This window comes from Streptomyces cyaneofuscatus, assembly GCF_042718795.1.
GTDB lineage: Bacteria > Actinomycetota > Actinomycetes > Streptomycetales > Streptomycetaceae > Streptomyces > Streptomyces cyaneofuscatus_A.
The window spans coordinates 1-20512 of the sequence record NZ_JBHXOX010000038.1 but is presented as its reverse complement, the minus strand read 5'-3'; the positions used below and the strand labels follow the sequence as shown (position 1 = coordinate 20512).

General features: G+C 68.1%; 20 protein-coding genes, 1 pseudogene and 3 CRISPR repeat arrays. Of the genes and pseudogenes, 7 read left to right on the top strand and 14 right to left on the bottom strand.

What is annotated here, in order from left to right; translation table 11 throughout:
- Positions 1 to 123: 123 nt before the first annotated feature.
- Positions 124 to 999, top strand: a complete 876-nt coding sequence (locus ACFWRT_RS33175) for a hypothetical protein (RefSeq protein ID WP_380956088.1) — start codon at positions 124 to 126, stop codon at positions 997 to 999.
- Between the two features lie 460 nt (positions 1000 to 1459).
- On the opposite strand, the gene ACFWRT_RS33170 is transcribed toward ACFWRT_RS33175, so the two are convergent.
- From ACFWRT_RS33170 to ACFWRT_RS33110, 13 genes and pseudogenes are all read right to left on the bottom strand, one after another.
- Complete coding sequence (locus tag ACFWRT_RS33170; protein ID WP_381121393.1) at positions 1460 to 1708, bottom strand: hypothetical protein; 249 nt, start codon at positions 1706 to 1708, stop codon at positions 1460 to 1462.
- On the bottom strand, positions 1705 to 1839 hold the full coding sequence (locus ACFWRT_RS33165; protein ID WP_380956089.1) for a hypothetical protein: 135 nt from the start codon (positions 1837 to 1839) through the stop codon (positions 1705 to 1707). Before ACFWRT_RS33165 ends, ACFWRT_RS33170 begins: the two co-directional genes overlap by 4 nt.
- A gap of 22 nt (positions 1840 to 1861) precedes the next feature.
- Positions 1862 to 1984 carry a hypothetical protein gene (locus ACFWRT_RS37660; protein ID WP_380956090.1) on the bottom strand — a complete coding sequence of 41 codons (123 nt, stop codon included), beginning with the start codon at positions 1982 to 1984 and terminating at the stop codon, positions 1862 to 1864.
- A gap of 46 nt (positions 1985 to 2030) precedes the next feature.
- Positions 2031 to 3645: a CRISPR direct-repeat array (repeat unit 29 nt; unit sequence CGGCTCACCTCCGCTCGCGCGGAGAGGAC).
- A gap of 91 nt (positions 3646 to 3736) precedes the next feature.
- Positions 3737 to 4071: a CRISPR direct-repeat array (repeat unit 29 nt; unit sequence CGGCTCACCTCCGCTCGCGCGGAGAGGAC).
- 262 nt (positions 4072 to 4333) lie between these two features.
- A complete protein-coding gene (locus tag ACFWRT_RS33155; protein WP_381121391.1) occupies positions 4334 to 4699 on the bottom strand; it encodes a hypothetical protein in 366 nt (121 codons plus the stop codon).
- A complete protein-coding gene (locus ACFWRT_RS33150) occupies positions 4696 to 4959 on the bottom strand; it encodes a hypothetical protein (protein ID WP_380955614.1) in 264 nt (87 codons plus the stop codon). Before ACFWRT_RS33150 ends, ACFWRT_RS33155 begins: the two co-directional genes overlap by 4 nt.
- Positions 4960 to 5261: 302 nt before the next feature.
- A CRISPR array of direct repeats spans positions 5262 to 5901; the repeat unit is 29 nt.
- A 435-nt stretch (positions 5902 to 6336) separates the two neighbouring features.
- Positions 6337 to 7002: a type I-E CRISPR-associated protein Cas6/Cse3/CasE gene (gene cas6e / locus ACFWRT_RS33145; protein ID WP_380955612.1), complete on the bottom strand. Its 666-nt coding sequence runs from the start codon at positions 7000 to 7002 to the stop codon at positions 6337 to 6339.
- Positions 6999 to 7823, bottom strand: coding sequence for a type I-E CRISPR-associated protein Cas5/CasD (gene cas5e, locus ACFWRT_RS33140; RefSeq protein WP_380955610.1), 825 nt, complete (start codon positions 7821 to 7823; stop codon positions 6999 to 7001). Before cas5e ends, cas6e begins: the two co-directional genes overlap by 4 nt.
- The gene (gene cas7e, locus ACFWRT_RS33135) at positions 7820 to 8995 is read right to left on the bottom strand and encodes a type I-E CRISPR-associated protein Cas7/Cse4/CasC (protein ID WP_380955609.1); all 1176 of its coding nucleotides are present in this window, start codon (positions 8993 to 8995) and stop codon (positions 7820 to 7822) included. The genes cas5e and cas7e overlap by 4 nt, the downstream gene beginning before the upstream one ends.
- 24 nt (positions 8996 to 9019) lie before the next feature.
- A complete protein-coding gene (casB, locus tag ACFWRT_RS33130; RefSeq protein ID WP_380955608.1) occupies positions 9020 to 9685 on the bottom strand; it encodes a type I-E CRISPR-associated protein Cse2/CasB in 666 nt (221 codons plus the stop codon).
- A 28-nt stretch (positions 9686 to 9713) separates the two neighbouring features.
- Positions 9714 to 11348 (bottom strand): type I-E CRISPR-associated protein Cse1/CasA, encoded by a 1635-nt coding sequence (gene casA / locus ACFWRT_RS33125; RefSeq protein WP_380955606.1) that lies wholly within the window; start codon positions 11346 to 11348, stop codon positions 9714 to 9716.
- Positions 11349 to 11388: 40 nt separating this feature from the next.
- On the bottom strand, positions 11389 to 14112 hold the full coding sequence (locus tag ACFWRT_RS33120) for a CRISPR-associated endonuclease Cas3'' (protein WP_380955605.1): 2724 nt from the start codon (positions 14110 to 14112) through the stop codon (positions 11389 to 11391).
- 2793 nt (positions 14113 to 16905) lie between these two features.
- Positions 16906 to 17094, bottom strand: a pseudogene (locus ACFWRT_RS33115) (TetR/AcrR family transcriptional regulator); the annotation flags it as partial.
- A gap of 187 nt (positions 17095 to 17281) precedes the next feature.
- Positions 17282 to 17479 carry a hypothetical protein gene (locus ACFWRT_RS33110; protein WP_381121389.1) on the bottom strand — a complete coding sequence of 66 codons (198 nt, stop codon included), beginning with the start codon at positions 17477 to 17479 and terminating at the stop codon, positions 17282 to 17284.
- 65 nt (positions 17480 to 17544) lie between these two features.
- On the opposite strand from ACFWRT_RS33110, the gene ACFWRT_RS33105 reads away from it, so the two are divergent.
- From ACFWRT_RS33105 to ACFWRT_RS33085, 5 genes are all read left to right on the top strand, one after another.
- Positions 17545 to 17700: a hypothetical protein gene (locus ACFWRT_RS33105; protein ID WP_380943213.1), complete on the top strand. Its 156-nt coding sequence runs from the start codon at positions 17545 to 17547 to the stop codon at positions 17698 to 17700.
- Positions 17701 to 17729: 29 nt separating this feature from the next.
- Positions 17730 to 18260, top strand: coding sequence for a sigma-70 family RNA polymerase sigma factor (locus tag ACFWRT_RS33100; RefSeq protein ID WP_331761511.1), 531 nt, complete (start codon positions 17730 to 17732; stop codon positions 18258 to 18260).
- Positions 18257 to 19141: a hypothetical protein gene (locus ACFWRT_RS33095; protein ID WP_380955604.1), complete on the top strand. Its 885-nt coding sequence runs from the start codon at positions 18257 to 18259 to the stop codon at positions 19139 to 19141. Before ACFWRT_RS33100 ends, ACFWRT_RS33095 begins: the two co-directional genes overlap by 4 nt.
- A 269-nt stretch (positions 19142 to 19410) precedes the next feature.
- The gene (locus ACFWRT_RS33090) at positions 19411 to 19662 is read left to right on the top strand and encodes a hypothetical protein (protein WP_380955602.1); all 252 of its coding nucleotides are present in this window, start codon (positions 19411 to 19413) and stop codon (positions 19660 to 19662) included.
- A 200-nt stretch (positions 19663 to 19862) separates the two neighbouring features.
- Positions 19863 to 20081 carry a hypothetical protein gene (locus ACFWRT_RS33085; protein WP_380955601.1) on the top strand — a complete coding sequence of 73 codons (219 nt, stop codon included), beginning with the start codon at positions 19863 to 19865 and terminating at the stop codon, positions 20079 to 20081.
- A 52-nt stretch (positions 20082 to 20133) separates the two neighbouring features.
- On the opposite strand, the gene ACFWRT_RS33080 is transcribed toward ACFWRT_RS33085, so the two are convergent.
- On the bottom strand, positions 20134 to 20301 hold the full coding sequence (locus ACFWRT_RS33080; RefSeq protein WP_381121387.1) for a hypothetical protein: 168 nt from the start codon (positions 20299 to 20301) through the stop codon (positions 20134 to 20136).
- On the opposite strand from ACFWRT_RS33080, the gene ACFWRT_RS33075 reads away from it, so the two are divergent.
- A complete protein-coding gene (locus ACFWRT_RS33075) occupies positions 20296 to 20487 on the top strand; it encodes a hypothetical protein (protein ID WP_381121385.1) in 192 nt (63 codons plus the stop codon). The two genes, ACFWRT_RS33080 and ACFWRT_RS33075, sit on opposite strands and share 6 nt — an antisense overlap.
- Positions 20488 to 20512 lie beyond the last annotated feature (25 nt).

Sequence of the window (20512 nt, the reverse complement as noted above, 5' to 3'; positions counted from 1 at the left end):
GGGCAAGTCTGCAACACGGCGCCAACGCCTCGGGCCCGCCTGATGGTTCAGGGCGGGCCCATGGTGGGCGTGCGTGGAGTCGCGCGCACTAGGCTGTGCCAACACCGATTGCCAGGGGGCGACTTGATCCAGTACAGCGCGTTTCGGACGTGGCAGGCCATGCAGAAGCGGTCGAACAACAGCATCCTGGCGCTGTCGGTGGGGGCGAAGCACGCTCGGCGGGAGATGGGCCAGGCACCGGACCCAGAGATCAAGGCCCGCATGCTGCTCAACGCGGTACCCCTCACGGAGCGCCTTGACGTCACGGCTGCCGAGGCAAAGAGGATCTTCGAGTCTGCGGCAACGGACATGGCCTTTCTCGCCATCCCCCAGGTAGTGGCGCTCCACATCGAGCTTTGCGTCGAGACGATCGTTGAGTGTCAGTACTTCGCTGGCCGGATCAAGCAGCATGACAAAGAGCCCGGGTGGTGGTCGGTACCACTACTGCACAAGACGGTCCGGTTTGGTGAGCACAAGACCGCCGCCGGCCACCTGCTGGATTTCGTCCTGAAGCTGCGCAACACAATGATGCACGGGGCGGGCAAGGTCGACGAGGAACTGGAGAAGGTATGGAAGAACCTTCCTCCGGCAGCCAAAGCTCGATGGCATAGCCTGGCGGGTCGACCGTTCACGTACACGAAGGTCGGTGTGCTGCCGACCCTGGGTTGGCCCGAGATCATGGCCACGTTGGCGGTGACGAAGGAGTCGGCCCATGAGATGAATGGGCGGGTCCGGCGCGCTCTCACTCGCGCCCAGTGGGCGGAGGTTATCGCTCGTGACTACCGTGACTCAACGACGGTTGGCCGTCGGCGGTTCAACGCCGCGCCGGCTGGTCACGGGGTGGCAGGTCCCGAACTGGATCGGGTGGTGCAGCGGCTTCAGGGGCATGCGCTGACGTACTACAGCGACTTGGCAATGACCCCTGCCGAATTGCGGGCCGGCCGGGATGCGGTCCGTTAGGAGCGGACGCTCTGCTTGAGCTACGAGTCGACGCGAACGTTGACTGGCCCGGACTTGCACCGGGATCTTCCGCACAGTGGCGGTTCCGGTGATGAACCGGGCCCATCCTGAAGATGACCGCCTGGTCCCGACCTTACCGGACGGGGCCTTTCGTCGTCACCGCGTCGGCCGTCACGTGTCCTCCAGGACGTATCCGGTGCGCCAGCGCGCCCTGTCGCGGGCCTGTCCGGGCTGGATCATCGCGGGGGCTCCTGGGTGCTGAAGTCGTGTCGGTGGCCTTCGTGGCAGCGGCGGGAGAATCCGGCACCGTACTGCTTGCGGTACCAGTCGCGGTGTACGTCTCCGGGGTGGCTGCAGGCCGTGCACGGGGTGGTGCAGGTGTAGGGCGTGCAGCCTTCCCGGACGTCGGCCTGGGTGGGGCCTCCGCAGGTTCGGCAGGAAGTGACGGTCGGAGGGGAGGTCATCGCGGGGGCTCCTGGGCGGTGTTAGCGCAGGCGGCGCAGAACCGGTACATGTAGGCGGCCCAGTGGCCTTCGATCTGCGACCGAGTGCGGAGCGTCATGTAGGGCTCGCGGAACTCGTCGCGGTCGATGATTAGACTGTAGGTGCGGATCGCCGGGTTGCAGGCTGCCTGCTGGTCATCGTTGAAGCGGTGGAGGTCGTACATGTCCTCGGTCGTTCCGGCCCACTCGCGGGCGTCGGCGGTCATCGCGGGGGCTCCTGGGTGGTGGGCTGTCCGTAGACGTCTCCGTCGTCGTAGATGGGGTCGGTCTGGGGCTCGTTGACGGTGGCGGTGGGGTCTGGGCCGTAGGTGGCTCCGTCGTCGTAGATGCCGCTCATGGCGTTCTCCTTCGGTTGTGGTCTACCGCTGACGGACGAGCGCGAGGCAGACGGTGCACCATGCCTCGTTCTCCTTGGCCAGCCGGATCGGTACGTCCTGCTTGGGTGCGGGCGCGACGATTCCCTCCTCCTCGCTGCACGCCATGGGGTGGAAGTCGCACTCCCCGGTGCACCGATGGCCGGCGGCGGGCTGGCTCACCTCCGCTCGCGCGGAGAGCACGGTCAGCACCAGGATCGCTGCCACGGTGCCAGCGGCTCACCTCCGCTCGCGCGGAGAGCACGGTGGCGGCACCTCGTCGTCACGGTTCTGTCACGCCTCACCTCCGCTCGGGCGGAGAGCACACTCCCGTCGTTCCTCCGCAGCTTGATTGTGGCGGCTCACCTCCGCTCGCGCGGAGAGCACGACAAGGCACGGAAGTCGGACGGGCCCGAGAACGGCTCACCTCCGCTCGCGCGGAGAGCACTGGATCGTGCCCGCATACGCCAGGTCCACGTGCGGCTCACCTCCGCTCGCGCGGAGAGCACGCCCCCTCCGTCCGGTCGACCGCAACCTGCAACGGCTCACCTCCGCTCGCGCGGAGAGCACGACGACTCGGCCGAGCGGGACGCCCAGTTCGTCGGCACACCTCCGCTCGCGCGGAGAGCACGGCGATCTGCGCACGGAGCCAAGCGCGCTCATCGGCTCACCTCCGCTCGCGCGGAGAGCACTTCAAGCTGGCTGACGCCCCGGAGCTGGGCCTCGGCTCACCTCCGCTCGCGCGCAGAGCACCGCGTCTCGCGGACGAGGACCTGCCCGTGCCGCGGCTCACCTCCGCTCGCGCGGAGAGCACTCGGTGCCGAAGACCTTCGCGACGTCGACCATCGGCTCACCTCCGCTCGCGCGGAGAGCACTGCCGGGGTGTCCAGTGGAGTCCGTCTCGGGGCGGCTCACCTCCGCTCGCGCGGAGAGCACAGCACGGTGGGGCTGGCCGCGGCCTTGGCGTCCGGCTCACCTCCGCTCGCGCGGAGAGCACGCCACGGCCCTAAGGGTGCCCTCACCCCTCTACGGCTCACCTCCGCTCGCGCGGAGAGCACCTCACCCTGCTCTACCTCATAGGAATCATCGGCGGCTCACCTCCGCTCGCGCGGAGAGCACGACATCAGCCCCCGGCGGCCCCGCATCACGGTCGGCTCACCTCCGCTCGCGCGGAGAGCACAGCCCCTGCGAGCCACCGCCCCCGGACGGCTGCGGCTCACCTCCGCTCGCGCGGAGAGGACTCCTCCGGTTGTGCTGGTGCGTTCTCTGACGGCGGCTCACCTCCGCTCGCGCGGAGAGGACCAGAGCAGGAGGTCGGGGCGCTGCTCCCCCACCGGCTCACCTCCGCTCGCGCGGAGAGGACGTCGACGTAGGTGGCCAGCTCGGGGGAGTTGACGGCTCACCTCCGCTCGCGCGGAGAGGACGCCGGATCCCCGGCCGAGGCAGAGGTCGCCGCCGGCTCACCTCCGCTCGCGCGGAGAGGACGGCCGTGGCTTCCTCCTGTCCGGGTGCTGCCGCGGCTCACCTCCGCTCGCGCGGAGAGGACGTGCTCCTCGATCGTGCGGCACGTCCAGAGGACGGCTCACCTCCGCTCGCGCGGAGAGGACTCCGTGGCCTACCGCGCTGGCGGCTGCGGCGGCGGCTCACCTCCGCTCGCGCGGAGAGGACTCCACCAGCACGGCCGGCCGGAACATCCTGACCGGCTCACCTCCGCTCGCGCGGAGAGGACGATGTGGCGCGGGCCGCCATGGTCGCGTACCGCGGCTCACCTCCGCTCGCGCGGAGAGGACTCCGGCCGGCAGGAGTGGGCCGGGTCGAGCTGCGGCTCACCTCCGCTCGCGCGAGAGGACGCCGGGCCCATGGCGGCCGCCTGAGCACGGTGCGGCTCACCTCCGCTCGCGCGGAGAGGACTTCACCTCCACGTCGCCGGAGATCTCCAACGACGGCTCACCTCCGCTCGCGCGGAGAGGACGCCGACCCGATCGCCTTGCCGAACGCCCCGGACGGCTCACCTCCGCTCGCGCGGAGAGGACGCCGACGCACGGAGCGTCGAGGGGTACTCGGCCGGCTCACCTCCGCTCGCGCGGAGAGGACGGGCGTGCGCTCCAGCGAGGACATGACGGCTCCGGCTCACCTCCGCTCGCGCGGAGAGGGCCCCCGGGCAGGGCGTCAGGTGGACAGGAACCGCGGCTCACCTCCGCTCGCGCGGAGAGGACCCTTCGCGACCTGCCCTTACTCGGGCGCTTTGCCATCTCTTTGCAGATCGTTTTCGTCCACGGATCCCGATTCGTTGCCGTTGCGCAGCGAGTGTAAAGGCGCGCTGCTCATCTCGGTTCTGCCTCGGGGTATTTGGGGGCCGGTGTCAGTGGGGGCGCTATCTCTAGCCACGGCACCCCGCGCCCCGCCGCCGTCGACCGGTAGGTCGCGACGGCACCGAGCCGGCCTGTGCGTCCGGAGAGATGCCACCCGACGAGAGGGTCAGCTCGTCCAGGTCTTGATCTGAGCAGCGACCTCGCGCACCGGGAGACCGTCCCGGGCGGCGTTGGCTAGCGGGAGGACGGTGTCCAGGCCAGGGCTCACCGGCATCCCGCACGCTGACAGGTAGGCCGCAGCCACTGTGGCCGCGAACAGCAGATTCCGTTTCTCCAGGCTCGGGTTCCGCGCCAGCTCGCACAACAGAGCCGCGGCCTTGTGATGCGGCTCGGGATACACCTCGTGGTCCAGGACCTCCGCCCGATGACGTGCTTCAGCTGCTACCGGCACCCCGTAGTCGACGACCTGCGGATCCCCCGGGACCTGCTGCGCCACCGCCAACATCCAGGCGAGATCGATCCGAAGATTCACGCGGCGTCCCGCGGCGCGCTCTTAGCCAGACCTTCCGGAAGACCGGGGTACCGGTCTTCACCGACTTCCGCCTCGAACTCGTCCGCGTACTGGGCCAGGAATGTCGCAGCGCCGGCCATGAAAGCGGCACGTGCCTGATTCACATCGGCCTCGATCAAGTCGGCCACGTACCCCTGCAAGGTCAGACCGCGGCGCTTGGCCCGGTCCTCGGCCGCGGCCTTGACTGCGTCGTCCAAGCGGATATTCGTCTGCTTTGCCATACCCACCATCATAGCTATTCCGTGATACCAACAGCTAGCAGACGGCGTCGAAGCTCCTGCAGCCATGCACGAGCACCTCTCAGACGACCTGGTCGGTAGCAGGCCACCGTCACCTGTTCCCGCTCCGGGGCCTCTGGGCTCCCTCGTCGTCCGGTGGCAGCACAGCATGGCCCCCGCGGACCGGGACGCCAGTCCGCCGCTGGTAGGTGCAAGATCCGTCTGGACAGCGAGGCCATGGTCCGCCGGGAACGGATCGCTCGCGCGGAGAGCACCGGGCCAGCCCGGCTACACCCTGGGCCGGTACGGTTCACCTCCGCTCGCGCGGAGAGCACACCTACAGCAGTGCAGGCCGCTGATACAGGATCGGCTCACCTCCGCTCGCGCGGAGAGCACCGCGCCGCATCCGTTCAGAAGGCCGGGAACGTCGGCTCACCTCCGCTCGCGCGGAGAGCACCCATCGCTCACCCACGGGGTCGGCAAGCTCGGCGGCTCACCTCCGCTCGCGCGGAGAGCACGAGGTCGGAGGCGTGCCGCCGCCGGACGGAGGCGGCTCACCTCCGCTCGCGCGGAGAGCACAAGGCGAAGCAGTCCCCGGCCGAGCTGGCCAGCGGCTCACCTCCGCTCGCGCGGAGAGCACGCGCTCATCGGAGTCTCCGCACGTCGCGACCACGGTTCACCTCCGCTCGCGCGGAGAGCACGGGTAGGCAGGCTCACGTCCGTGACCGCCGGGCGGCTCACCTCCGCTCGCGCGGAGAGCACGTGTAGAACTCCAGGCGGGTCCGGTAGGCGGGCGGCTCACCTCCGCTCGCGCGGAGAGCACGGCGCCTTGACCCCGGTCGCGTCCGTGATGACCGGCTCACCTCCGCTCGCGTGGAGAGCACGTGATGTCCTTTCCGACGTTTTCCAGGTCGTACGGCTCACCTCCGCTCGCGCGGAGAGCACAGCAGCGACGCTGCGAACAGCGCCGCCTCCGTCGGCTTACCTCCGCTTTCGCTGAGAGCTGCGCGGTGTAGTCATTGACGAACGGGTCAGCTCCGCTCCTGTGCATAGCACACCGCGGAATTCCTCGCTGACATTGCGACGACCGGCTCACGCCCGTTCGTGTAGAAAGCTCTCTTCGCTGCCTCCACTTGAGAGCCTCGCGTCATTCCGCTGATTTCCGCGCGAGCGGAATTTGACCGGAGGTGGTCACGCAGAGTATCGGGCGGTTGCCGGTTCGCAGAATTCGCACGCGGACGGCGACACCTCCTTCTGATACTGACTTGGTGGCGACTTGGTCTCACTTCCCTGCCTGGGTGGTCATGGAGAAATGCAGAAGTCCTGCAGAATCCCTGCGACCAGGAGTCTAATACGGGTCTGATCGGTGCACAGTCGAATTCATTGAACGGGAGCAATGCTGAGAAGTCCACATCCGTATGCCTTGCCACGCCCGATGCCGGTAGCTAGCTTCTCGCGAAGCAGTTCGGCGTCGAGGATTCGAGCCGTCCCATCGAATTGCGTGCGGGCATGCTGAACTCTCTGTTTTGCAACAGGACCCTTGGAACCCTGCTGGCCTCGTACAGTGGCGAGCGGGTGGGCGGTGATGTGCAGCGGCTCCAGCCCGCTTGCGTTGGACTGGCGTTCCCACCATTCAACAGCGGAATTGCCGCTCAAGGCCATAACCGGGGGGAGCTTATAAGCTTCCCGAGAGGTGGCACCTGGCTTCCGCACGGGGCTGGCGACGCAGCGATAGTTGACGACCATCCCCTTGTGCAGGTTTGACAACAAGGAATCGAGGGATCGTGTTTCGGCGTTGCCGTAAGCATCTGGCAGGCGTGCGGAGTCAGGTTCTATGTGGCTCTGTAGCAGGATCTGTGGTCCCCGTGGACTCTCCTCGGCTCGGAACAAAACCCCGAATGCGGCCCGGGCCGGGCCTTCGACTCCATCGGGAAACATCTGTAGCATGCGTTGGTGCAGCCGGATGCCTTGGTCGCTGCCACCGAGGTCCCTTCGGGCTTCGCGAGAATTGGGCGAGGGTACGATGCGGGTCAGCCACAAAGTCACCGGGCGCTCCTCTCCGGTTTGACGAAATGGGTGTCGATATAGGTTTGGAGCTTTTCCAGGTAGCCGGTGCCGAAGCCTTCGTATGCGGCTTCCGGCAGGTGTACGGCTCGCCGGTACAGCGGCCGGGGCCGGTACTGGCGCTCCAGCGGTGCGAAGGACAGCGGCTCGTCGGTGACTTCGCCGCTGTGGTGATCGCCGTCGCCTCTGTCGGGGGCGTCGGTGTCCACGGGGAGCGCCCCGAGCGGTCTGTCGCTGTAGAAGTCGGTTGCGTGTGGGCCGCGGCGCGGCCTCTTGGTTGCCAGGGGCAGCCGTACGAGGTGGTGCAGTGGATCTTCTACGGTTCCCAGCAGGATCGGGCCCTCCGGCGGGCAGGACCGGCGGCCGAGGAACAGGGGCCAGTCCGGGTCACGGAGGGCATCGGCGCACATGTGAAGCAGCTCTGCGTCGTCGGAGGTGAGCGCGAGGGTGAAAGCGGCGTCGGCCAGATACTGACGCTTGGAGACCAGAGTGCCCTTGTCCTCGGCCCTGCGTTTTCCGTCGACGGTGATCACTTTTTCGTCGGCGGGTAGCCCACCGCCTACGGTGTGGAAGTCGGACAGGACTACGCCGGGGCGGTCGACCCGTACTGTCATCGACAGTGCCGTGAGGTCGTCCAGGGGTCCTCCGCGCTCCCGCCCGAGACCTGCGGCCAGCATGCCTACGACGCCGGACCGTGTGGGGAATCTGGCGGTGTCACGCAGGAGGTACTTGCTGTGGGTGCCCCAGGACTGCAGTGGGCCGGCCAGGCGCAGCAATAGCCCGCGGGCGGGTTGCTCGGTCACTGCGGAGCCTCGGCGAACGCCACGTCGACGGCGGCGGTGACGAGGGCTTCGAAGGACGCGTGACGCTCTCCGAGGTGCTCCAGCTTGTCGAAGTGGAGGGAGGCGTGCGCCGCGTGGAGAACGCGGCTGGGGCCGAGGAGGGTGTTGGCGGCCTGGGCGTAGGCGTCGATGCCTTCCACGGAGCGCGCAACGTAGCCGCCGTGCTGGGCGGACCGTACGGGCTCCTCGAAGGCTGCGGCGAAGGACAGGGGCCGGTCGGAGCGGACCGCCAGGTGGACCAGGTGCGGGAGCGAGTGCGGGGCGGTGGAGTTCTTCTTGGCCTGCGGAAGTGACTCGATGAAGGAGAGCAGGAACTGGCCGGCGAGTTCGCGGGCGGCATCGACGGCGATGTCGTTGTCGTCGCTCAGGTTCTTGGTGAGTTCCTTCAGGTCGACTGTGGCGAACCGGTACAGGGTGCCGGTGCTGAACTCGGCGGTGCCCATGTGGCCGCTGCCTGTCTCATCGCCCTTTGTCGCGGTGACATCGTCGACGGCTGCGAAGTAGTCGAGTTCGACCTCGGTGGTGTGGGTGGTGAAGGCGTGCGCGACCTGGACGGCGCCGTCGACACCGGCCTGGTCGACCTCGGCGAGCATGCGGCCGAAAAGGTTGATGACGCCGTTCCTCTTGAGAAGGATCTTGTCGATCTTCCCTTTCAGGGCGCTCTCGGGCTTCGTCTTTCCCTTGCCGGTGAAGTCGGTCGTGAGCGCGTCCTTGTGGGCTTCGGCGATGTCCGCCAGTTCCTCGACAGCGTCTTCGGGGAGGTAGATGAGCGCGTTGGTCAGAACCTTGTTCGTGATGGGCTGCTTGTCCTTCCCCTTGGCCACCTCCCATTTGATGCTGCTTCCCGCCGCAACATGGGCACCGGCGCGTCCGGCAAGCGCCTCATCCCACCCACGGTCGCGGAGTACTTCGGCGACCCGCTCACCGATGCGGCGTGTGCGCAGCGCGCTGTCACCGAGCGCTTCCTGGAAGTGCTCTCGGATGGCCCGCTTCCAGGACTGGCTGGAGATGCGGGTCCGCAGGGCGTCGCCGTAGAGCATGGTCTTGACCGAGTTGGTGTCGTCCCGATTCAGATTCGCGTAGGGAACGGGCTGAACGACGTGGATATCGAGGAAGCGTGGCTTGAGGACCATCAGGAGCTCCTGTGGGTGAGAGGGTCAGTCCCGGTCGGCACGTGCCGTGATCCGGTAGAAGTCCTGCAGCCAGCGGCGACTGATACGCCCCGACTGGTAGGGCCAGTTGACGAGGTCTGCCAGCAACTGTCCCCAGTCGATCGGGGCACCGGCGGAGCGCACCTGATTCACCGCAGCGGGGAGGTGCAGGTGGATACCGCGGAGACTCTGGCGCGTGAGGAGGTTTATGCGGTTCTCTGCGGCGCTCATCCGCATGGAGGCGCCCTTCGCCATGACGGCTTGTCCCAGAGTTGCACCGAACGAGGACCCGTACGGGGTGGCTTCTGACGGGGTGGTTGCCTCGTCCGGTTCGCCGTTCTCTGGAAGAGCCTGCTCGCCATGTTCGGCGGCGGTGTCTTCGTCGTCTTCCTGGCCGGGTGCGAAAGCGTGTCGTGGCTGGGCTGCGATCAGTGAAGCCACTGTGTAATGGGCCTGCGCTTTTTGGCCATCACACTCTTCCGGCAGGCGCGTCGTCAGCAGCCGGTGCATGGGGCGGGCGCGCGGGTGGTCCAGATCGCGGCGCAGCCCCGCGCGCAGCGCGGCACGCGCTCCGGGGTCAGCGTGGCACAGGCGTTCGATACTCAGGGCGAAAGCGGCATACGAGGCGCGAGTCCTCTGGCGCTTGCCTGCTTCAGGAGCTTCGGGGGTCACTGCCTGTCCTCGGGTCGGTGGGCGACGCTCACGACTTCTTGGCCGCCCTGGTCGTCTTCGGTTGCTCCATCGCCTTGAGCGGGTCTTTCAGGGCGGCCAGGATGATCGCCTTCGCGCTGGTGACGGCCTTCGCGCCCCGCGGGGTGCGTGTCACGGAATCGGTCACCGCCTCGTACGCGTCAAGTGCGTGGCGCCCGAAGGCCCGGCATGCGGCCTCGAAATCGAAACCGGAGTCCACAGCGCCGTCAGATCGGGTCAACTGCCGGAACCTCGACCAGAACTCGTCCTCCGCCGACGGCCAGTACCGTGCCGCGACCGCGTCCAGCCAGGCCCCAGGGTCGTTCTTCTTGTCATCCGTGTACTTCAGCCACGCTTCCTTCGTGGCCTGCTCCAGCCGGTGCCCGAAGAGCTCGCCAAGTTCGCGGAGCTGGCGTACGGGCAGTTCGCTGCTCACCACGTCTTCCTCTACGCGGGAGAGGAGTACCGGGGTGGTGGAGTCGACGTACTGATGGTTGGCCGCCTGGCTGGCGTCCTGTTCGAAGCCGAGCGCACGCACTCGCAGGTACTCGCTGACGTCGAAGGCGTGGTCCATCACCTTCGGCTGGATGGGGCTGGCGTCGTCCAGCTGCTTCAGCAGAAGGGCGTCGATGTCCCGCCAGAGGGAACGGGAAGAGCGAGCGAGCCGGGGGAACGTCTCTCCGTCCTTGCCGATGTCCCAGATCAGGTAGTCGTCCTCCGGGCGGATCCGCCCGGCATCGTAGGCCCAGGTGATGTACGCGTCGGTGGTGTGCTCGCCGTCCTCGGCAGCGACCAAGTACAGGGCGTGCTGCGAACAGGCGGTGAGCCGCGAGCAGGGGCCCTGCGGTTCGGGCATCGGCTTGAGCGGGTCCGGAAGATCCTCTCGCTCCCACGGGCACAGGTCGGTCTGCCGGCTGACGTTGCCGTCCGGCGGGGTCAGGCCCGCCAGCAGCGTCATGAATAGGTTGTCGCACTCCGGGTGGTACGACAGCGCGGCCCGCAGGGGTGACGCCTTCGCGTAATGGTGGCTCACATGGCCGACTGCACGCCTCGAGAGGGCCCCGGGGGCTCCCCAGTAGTGCCAGGTCAGCAGCGACAGCGTCGCCTGCGAAAGGTGGGGAAGAACGAGCTCGGCATGGCTCCAGTGCCCGAACCAGGAGTGGTTGTTGCCCGCTGACCGGCTCATGACCAGCTTGTGGATCCCGGCAGTCTGGTTCCTGTCGCACTGGTCGGGGAGACGAGGGTCCTGGAGCCAGGGACGATCACGGTCGAACAGGTCGAAGCGATGAGACCACTGGTCGAAGTAGCCCGCGATGCCCGCCTTGCGGCCGCCGGGGAGTTCGATGCTCTGCTCAGGAAAACCCTGCTCAAGGATTGCCTCCCGCCGATCGCCCCAGCTTCCGGGACCGGCCTCGTCCAGAGCGGTGATCCGGGCGGTCAGCGCGTACAGCAAGCGCAGCAGCGCCGAGTGAGCCGGAGCTTCCGGAACCAGCAGCGTGCGAATCTCCCCGGCACGCAGGAACAGACTCCTCAGACCCACATACGGCGGACCCGACTTCCCCTCCAGCCATGCGACAGGAATCCATGGCTGATCGATCAAATCGGACGCAGGCGTAGCCACGCCCCTCCCCCCGTGGTCGGACATCTTCTAGATGCTAGACGGACTCACGGGACGGAGTACCCGTTTACGGCAACTCGTCGATCAGCAGGCCGTGTTCACTCATGCAGAACCGATGCTTCGGGCCGGTGTACACCCACCTACCGTCTTCCGACTTCTTCAGATTCAGCCGGAGAACATTCTTGAGGGCGGCCATGCCGCGCCAGGCATTATTGGCATCCCCCTCCACGCCCTCGACGAGTCGCTTCGGTACCGGAATCAGATACGGGACCAGCTGGCCCGGCACTGGTCTCCTCTTGAGACCGTGCTCAAGTCTCCGCTCCGGGACGCTGTCCTCCAGGAGATACACCCGGTTCCCCGGCCGGCCGTGCTCGTACAGACAGACCACCTGCACCACCTCCTCCCCGAGAACGGAGGAGAGGAGCTCGGGCTCCATACCGGCGTGGTCGCGGCTCAGCAGTCCGAGGTCGCCATCGAGCTCCCACGGTCCAGGCACCGCCAGCCACCGCGCAGTACCGCTGGCCTGGTGTCTACGGACCGTGCGCTGGTTGTCGAGCTGCTGGAGCTCACGCGCCGCCGGCCGCTCCAGCCTGTCGGCGAACTCGTCGGCATACACCTCATCCAGCACTCGGGGCAGCTCTTCGGGCAAGGCAACCGTCCTGCCGGTCCCCAGGAGCAGGTCAGTGCGCCGTACCAGCGCGGCATCGTCCAGTTCCGACGCGTTGTCCGCTCGGAGCACCACCAGCCTCGACCGGTCACCCACGCTCTGCACCGCACGGGCCAGCAAGGCCGCGAGCGGCGCCGGTCCGGATAGGACGAGGTCGAAATGCAGGCCCCGGACATGCTCCAGCATCGACGTCGTCACCAGCACCGAGGGACCGGAGACTCCACCATTCGGGGCGAAGGCACCCCGGCAGGCTGCGAGACGCTGCCACCGGTCCTTGTTCCGCATCTGTTCATGGATCAGGGTCACGTTCAGAGAGGGGAAGTCCTTCGTCAGCTGATGGAACGTGCGGATGGCTTCCGCAGGCGTCGCCCGGTAGACGGCGGCTCTTCCGCTTCCGGCTGCGACGATCGGTGCAAGAGCCGCCTCGATCTCGCCGTACGGCGTACCGTCAACGACTTCGACGCTGAGCGTGCTCGCACGAGCGGCATCGGCAGGCTGCTGGGGCAGGTGACCGCCTCCGGACTGAGCATCCACGAACGACCACCCCGGCGACCGGCGGGGCTGCGTCACTGGCTCCCTGCCCCCTCCTGCGCCATGGCGGTAAGCCGCCAGCATCGCGTCCACCGACTTGTCCGCAGCCATCGCGGCCAGGACAACCGGGATCCGCAACGCTGCAGCCCACTCCAGGAACCGCAGCATCAGCTCATGCCCCCAGGCGCCGCGGGCATGGGCTTCATCCACCACGACGACCTTGCCGGAAAGAGCAAAGAGCCTCATGACGTTGAACTTGACCGGCATGACAGCCTGCAGAAGTTCGTCCACCGTCCCCGTGCCGAGCGCAGCCAATAGCGCGCGGTGATGGGAGTTGAGCCAGCTGTTCGCTGTCGGGGCCCACTCTTCACCAGGCTCCGGACTGACTCCGCCGGCCGCATTGGCGTGCGCCCACTGCTCCGCAGCTTCCGCCGGCTTCAACCGCGAAGAGCTGTGGAGCAGCAACGACCGCCACGGGCCGGTAAGTGCCTGCTCGGCGAACGCATGCACCTGCGCCATGTGGCTGTCAGCCGCTGAACCGGTCGGCAGTGCGTAGAAGAGGCCCCGCGCGCCCGCTGCATGCCCGAGGACGGCCGCTGCGCGAAGGGCCGCTTCCGTACGCTCCTCCGACGGCGGAGCCGTCACGACCACCATGCCCGGCCCGTGCTCGGCCACCAGATCGGGCACCTGGAGAGCCATACTCGCCCCAAGACCAGGCTTTCCTACACCCTGAGCAGGTTCCGGCGGCCGGGCGAACCCGGTCCCGAGCAGGTCCGTCCGCTTCAACAGGCGAGGAGCGGCCCAGCGGGCGATCTGCCAGTAGGAGTCCAGATCGTCAGGAGTTCCAGCCCATGCCTCTTCCCTGAGCCGGGTCCGAATCTCCTCCTCAATACTGGCCAGCCAGTCCGACAAGGTCACCAACCCCGTCAGGACGACGGCCGCTCCTGGCGCCATCCGACCCTGCGGAACCGACCTCACTCCGACCACTCTGCGCACCTCATCGAAGTGGAGCCGTCGCTGCTTTTCCCAACTCCCCACGCCCATACCGGGGTGACGCGCTGCAGGGCACCGCGAGTCCTTGTCGTAGACCACCGGGTGGAAGCGGCCACCGTGGCCGCCGAGCAGCTGCGCCACCGCGTGACTGAGCTGGGACTGCGGACGCCGCTTCGATGACGGATAGCCGATCTCCTTGAAGATCCCCACCAGCCACCAGTGTGCCGCCGCTTCGTGCGACTGCCGGTCCTGCACGGCGTCGGCACCGAACGTGTACCCCGGCTCACCGCCCAGCTGCTGAGTCAGCAGCTTCCCCCCGTGCTTCGGTCCATTCCGGTGCAGTTGAAACGGCACGCTGATCTTCCCGATGTCATGCAACCCCGCCCAGAATGCCGCAAGCGCCCGCGCCTGCTCATCCGAAACCTGCAGCGCCTCCGCTACCGTGCTCCGCTGGTGCACGGTCAGCAGCTCGTCCCAGACGACCTCAGCGACGGCGGCCGTGTCCAGCAGGTGGCAGATCAGAGGATGCGTATGGTCTGCACCGCGGGCGTCCTCGCCCAGCCCGGCAGCCTTGCCCCAGAGGCGGGATTCCAGAGGCACGGTGCTCCTTGTCACGAGATCGGACTTCCGAAGAACGCAGCAGAAGAAGCTGTCTCGCAATGCCTCGTCGCCTTGCAGCATCCCTGTGAAGACCGGCGCGGGGGAGTTCGGACAACCGCAGGTACACCAAGTTCGTCGTCCCGTAGGGTACTTACTGCTGCACGCCTCTCTGGGAGGTGCGCGGAATCCCATTGGCTCTTCAGGCGACAGCACATCGAGATGAACGCACGACCCTCTCGAGGGATGTGGCGCAACCTCGACCGTGTCTGCGCTCTGGAGAAGCAGTGTCTCGGTTCCTGCGGAAGTTCGTTCTGCGACGCGAGGTCCTCCTCGAGGTATCGCGCGTGGTGGTCAGCACGGTACTCCGTGTCCTGATCAACGAACTCGTCAGCTGGCTCTTCTGAGCCAACGGCGACGGATCCCAGAGGTCCGTCGCCTCCTACATGGCGAGGATGTCCCGCTGGCTTCCGATGTTTCCCCATTACGGCTCTGTCTTCCCGCGCGTCCAGCAAAGCTCTTCGCGCGAGCGAGGTAGACCCAAACGCATGAGGTATGGGTCCCTACCCTTCTCCGTCGTGGAGTCAGCTCCGCGTGAGCGGGGGCCAGCCAGTGTTGCGCGACACACTGCGCGGCGCGTTGCCTCGACGTCCGTTCCTTGAAACGTGAAGAGCGTGATTGTTGTCCCCATGCGCGAGCGGAGGTGAGCCGGACGTCCTCAAGGAGGTCTGGGCGAAGGGCATGTGCTCTCCGCGCGAGCGGAGGTGAGCCGTGTTCTCCGTCGCTCACAAGGCGTCGCTCCAGGTGCTCTTCGCGCGAGCGGAGGTGAGCCGCCAGCCACGTTCCCTCCGACGATCGGGACCACGTGCTCTCCGCGCGCGAGCGGAGGTGAGCCGCAGTACTGCACGTGCCGCATCCGCTTGATGACGTGCGCTTCGCGCGAGCGGAGGTGAGCCGGTGTTCCGGAGGGGCCCGTACGTCATGGGTTTGTGCTCTCCGCGCGAGCGGAGGTGAGCCGCCGTGCTTCCGGATCCCGTGCCCTGACCCGGTGTGCTCTCCGCGCGAGCGGAGGTGAGCCGATGGAAAGCAAGGGGACCGCCGAGGTCGGCCTGTGCTCTCCGCGCGAGCGGAGGTGAGCCGGACCTCCTGCCCACCGTCCAGGGGTTCGTGACGTGCTCTCCGCACGAGCGGAGGTGAGCCGCTCTCGGCGTGGCCGACGTGGACCCGGGATGCGTCCTCTCCGCGCGAGCGGAGGTGAGCCGTACAGGACGGGGACGTTGCCATGCATCGCCAGGTGCTCTCCGCGCGAGCGGAGGTGATCCGGCGCTCACGGACGCCCGCGCCGAGGCCGGGAAGTGCTCTCCGTGCGAGCGGAGGTGATCCGAACATTCACCCCTACGTCGAACAGGTCGGGAGTGCTCTCCGCGGGAGCGGAGGTGAGCCGAAGGCGTCCACTCGGGCCACTGACCTGGTTCAGTCCTCTCCGCGCGAGCGGAGGGCCAGCGCCGCCGTCGCTTCCCCGCTGTCTACACCCGGTGCTCTCCGCGTGGGCGGAGGTGAGCCGGAGGGCGTGACCTCCTGGGCGTAGACCCTCTGGTGCTTTCCGCGGGAGCGGAGGTGAGCCGCCGCATCACGCCACCTGCCCGTCCCCGCCGCCGTGCTCTCCGCGCGAGCGGAGGTGAGCCGGCTTCGGCGGAGCTGGCCAACAGTTCGGGGGCGTGCTCTCCGCGCGATCGGAGGTGAGCCGGCTGCGAGCATCGCGGCAGCCCAGGGCCAGGTCGCCGCGGCGCGCTCTCCGCGCGAGCGGAGGTGAGCCGTCGACCCGCCACAGCCGGAACCAGCGGGCGAGGTGCTCTCTGCGGGAGGGTGACTACCGTGCTCTCCGCCCGAGCGGAGGTGAGCCGTGGGACTCCAGATTCGTGCTGTCCCGCCAGTAGTGCTCTCCGCGTGAGCGGAGGTGAGCCTCTGGACCGCGAGATCGCGGTGGCGAAGGGCACGGTGCTCTCCGCGCGAGGGGAGGTGAGCCGAAGGTCCGCAAGGACGTCGATCGGTTGCTGCCGTGCTCTCCGCGCGGGCGGAGGTGAGCCGCGCGAGTACGAAGACGACGAGTTCGCGAAGGCTTGTCTCTCCGCGCAAGCGGAGGTGAGCCGACGTGGAAGCTGATGTACCGCTGCTTGGAGACGTGCTCTCCGCGCGAGCGGAGGTGAGCCGCTCGACCACCCAGTCGGGTGTGGCAGCGGCTTGTGCTCTCCGCGCGAGCGGAGGTGAGCCGCCGACAGGGTACCGAGGCCGAGGGCATGGGTGGTGCTCTCCGCGCGAGCGGAGGTGAGCCGACGCCCATGCCCCCGACGAACCGGGTGACGCGGTGCTCTCCGCGCGAGCGGAGGTGAGCCGCCCAGGACATCGGGCTGGACGCCCGCGGCAACGTGCTCTCCGCGCGAGCGGAGGTGAGCCGATCACCGACCGGCAGGACGGCATGGCGCTCGAACGCCCGGCGGGCTCTGGGCCCGCCTGGGTGTTCTCCGCGCAAGCGGAGGTGAGCCGGTCCGCGTCGACAAGCTGGACGCGAACTACCGGTGCTCTCCGCGCGAGCGGAGGTGAGCCGGCGCTCAGCCGGAAGGCCGCGTAATGGCCCACGTGCTCTCCGCGCGAGCGGAGGTGAGCCGCTGACCCGGGCCAGCGCCCGCCTGTCGCTGCTCTTGGGGTTACCCAGTCGCCGCGGGGCCCGAAGGCGGCGTCCCTTTTCCCACCGATCAGAACCCGGACGATGGGCGGCTCGGGCGAGCAGCGAGGACCCCAGGCTGCCTCGATCATCTGGAAGACCTCGTCCACCGCGTCCTGCGACTCGGCTGCCTCGCAGGCCAGTGCGGAGGCGTCGATCACGAATCGCGCGACGGTCCGGCAGTCCGTCGACGCCTCCGGTACGCCGAGGGCGGCGATGGCGGCGGCCAGCGAGTCCGCGAGGCGCAGCCGCATCGACTCGTCGCGACGGTGCACCTCCAGGTCGACGCGCGCCCGGTCGGTTGCGAGTACGGGGCGATGCCGCCAAGGCCTGGGTGAGCTGGCATGGACCGCGAAGATGGACGAGACGCCGGGTCGGCGCGCTGGCGCGCTTGCCTCCCGCATCGACTGACGGTGATGTAGGTCACTCCGGATCTTTGCTCCCTTTGCGCTAACTCACGCTCTGGTGGGCTTCTTCGGGAAAATCGCTGGTGGCGAGGTTGGCGTTGAGGTGGCGCGGGATGGTTGTCGTTGCTGGATAAGCGATCGAGAACATCTGTATGTCACCAGAGATTCGCTCTGGGTGACATTCTTCGGGTTGCCGCTGCACACCAGCGCGTTCGGGATCGTCGTTGTGGTGAAAGCGCACTCCGGCGCACTCCCGGGCACCTCCAGCCGCTGCCCGGACCTTCCCCAGGAGAGGGGCCAACGTCTGTGACGACCCAACTCGTAGGTGATCTGATGATCCTCGCCTTGCTGGCACGCGTCTTCGGCGCGGACGCCGTCGCCTTGCTCCGTCGCCTCGCCGCCGCCGGTGTGCGCGCCGGCGTCAGCGAGATGACCCGTCACGAGCGAGGAGACGGCCGGTGACCCGAAGCCGACGCCGGAACGCCCCCGCCGTGACCGCAGCAGATCGCCCGGACCTCTCCTTCACCGCGTTCCACCAGATGAACCGGGCCAGCTACGTCCGCTACGCCGAGACCTACCTCCGCCACCGCCAGGACGCCGAAGAAGCCATCGACAGCACCTTCGAGCACCTGCTGCGTGCCTGGGATGAGGTCCTCCTCACGGAGAACCCCGCCGCGTACGCCTGGACCATCATGCGGAACAAGGTCATCGACCACGCCCGCGCCCGCACCCGCCGGCCCCCGCTGATCGACGAAGCCGCCTTCGACACCGTGGCGCTGCTCGGCGCCGTCGACCCGATCGGCCAGATCACCGAGTCGCTCGCCCTCTTCCGAGCGCTGCGCCAGCTCACCGACCGGCAGCAGGACGTCATGGTGATGACCTACCTCCAGGGAATGAACGCCCCCGAGGTTGCCGCCGTACTCGGAATGACCAGCGCCACCGTTCGATCCACGGTCCGTCACTCCCTGCGCCGCCTACGGGAGATCCTCGGACCCGACCGCACCATGGAAGGACAGCGATGACCCCGCACATCGACGAGTTCCTCTCCCGCGCCCGCCTCGTCTCCACCCCGTACACCCAGGCCGACGTCGACGCCGCCGAAGCCCGCGTCCTTGCCCGCTTCCATGCACCCGCTCCCACCAGCGCCCCCGCTGCCGTGAGCTCGGATCCCGCCCCTGCTGGTAAAGGTGCCGTGGCCGCGAACGAGCCGACCGCCATCGAGGCCGCCCAGAACCTCCAGAACCTCTGCGCAGCCGTCGTCACCCACACCACCGCGCTGCGCACCCTGCGTACCTTCCTCACCCCCCAGCTCCCCGAACCCCCCGGCGCCCGCGTCCTCGGGTGCATCCTCCAGCTCGCCGAATCCGAGGAGAACGCCCGCTTCTGGTGGCAGTACGCCGCCGGAGCCGGCGACCCGGCCGCCTCCTACTGCCTCTACCTCCACCACCGCGCCCTCGGCGAACACGCACCCGCCCGCTGGTGGCACGAACAGGCCGAACTCCTGCAGAACGCCCCCTCGACCGACTGCCCCAGCACCCGCGCAGAGCCCGGCATCGAAACCGACGACGTCCCGTACGCGGTCACCACCGCGCTCAACGAGGTCTCCGCCACGGACGCGGACCTGCTGCCCACCGCCCTGCGCATCCTCAGCGCCCTCAGGACCGGACCCGCCTCCGTACCGGCCACCGTCGGAGCCGTCATCGACTACGCTCCTGCCGCCGTCGGCTATGTCGACGACTTCGACCTCCCCTTGACTGACCCCGACTTCACCGACCACATCCGCACCCTCATCGCCACCGACACCACGCCCAGCCGCATCCGGAACCGACTCCAACCGCGCCCGAAAGCATCGCGGCCCTTGATCGCCGCCGCCCGTCGACACCGAACCTGGGCATGGGGGTGAGGGCAAGACCCGCACGCCCCGTTTCGTGATGGTCGCTCCGGGCGGCCGACGCTGATCGTCGAGGGACGGCATGAGCGAAGGGCCTGTGCCGCGACGGGGCACGCCCTCCACTTTCATCTGTGTGCGCCCGATGGCGGGGTCAGCCCTGGCGGCCGACGTGGGCGTCAAGGCCGCTCGTCGAGGCGGGCGTCGCGGCGACGAGAGCTGGGGATCGGCTCTGAGCGTGTTGGCCCAGGCCGGCAAAGGTGCGCCGGGGCTCCTGCCCGGCGGTGAGAAAGAGCCTCGTCGGCGGGAAGGTCGGCCTCGCCTCAGATTTCCGCAAGGTGAGCAAGCCGATGTCCCGCAGAGTCAGCTTCGGGTACGGCGGTGCGGGCAGGAGGCCACGTAGGAGAGACGAGGAGACAGATATGCCATTGGCCGCATATAACTCGGACGACCCGGTGGGCACGATCGGCATGCTCGTGCTCGGAGCTCTGGTGGCCACCGTCGTGATCGTCCGGGAGAAGAGGAAGAGTAAGTAGCGCCACTCACCGTCCCCTCAGGACAACGGTGAGCAGCATGGCCGCGCCAAGCCAGGCGAAGAGCGGAGCGCCCCGCCGTGGAGGCGTGGGATGCGGTCCGCACCGGTCGGTTCCCGGACGAGCGCACCCGGCAGCATACGAATCGACTCGTACGCCCATGGCGATCACCGATCCCCTCGTGCCCGCTCGGCCACCGCAAGGTGACCCGTGGGCCTGCCGTTGGCCCGTGTCAGACACGGATCAGCCGCAAGCAGTCCGGCGCCGCCACCTGGACACTGGACTACCTCAACCGGCTCTCCGCCCACTACGGCATCCCCGTCCCCGACCTCGTCGCCGGAGTTGACCGCTCCATCCAATGCCTGCCCACCCGCCGCCGTGCACCGCTCCCCGGCGCCGCCCAGCTCACCATCAACCCCTGACCCGGCGGCCGTCAGGCTGTCGAGCGGGAGACGCATGGTGGATTGATTTCGGTCATAGCACTGTCGTCTCGCCCTCGCGGTACCAGCGGTTGATCGGGCCCAGGCCGGGCTCGGGGATGGTGAGGCCGGCGGCGAAGGACGCCATCTCCTCGGCGGTGCTCGCCTCGTAGGGGTCGGTGACCAGTGCGCCGGCTGCCGGGAGAGGGACTACCACGTGCACGTCGGCGACCGGCTGCTCGTCAAGGAGACCAAGGACGGCACCTGCCCCGGCTACAGCGCCCCCTGCGGCAGGCCCGTCGTCAGCGCGGGCCTGTGCCTGCACCACGTAGATCTGTTCGTCATGAATAGGTTGTCGCACTCCGGGTGGTACGACAGCGCGGCCCGCAGGGGTGACGCCTTCGCGTAATGGTGGCTCACATGGCCGACTGCAC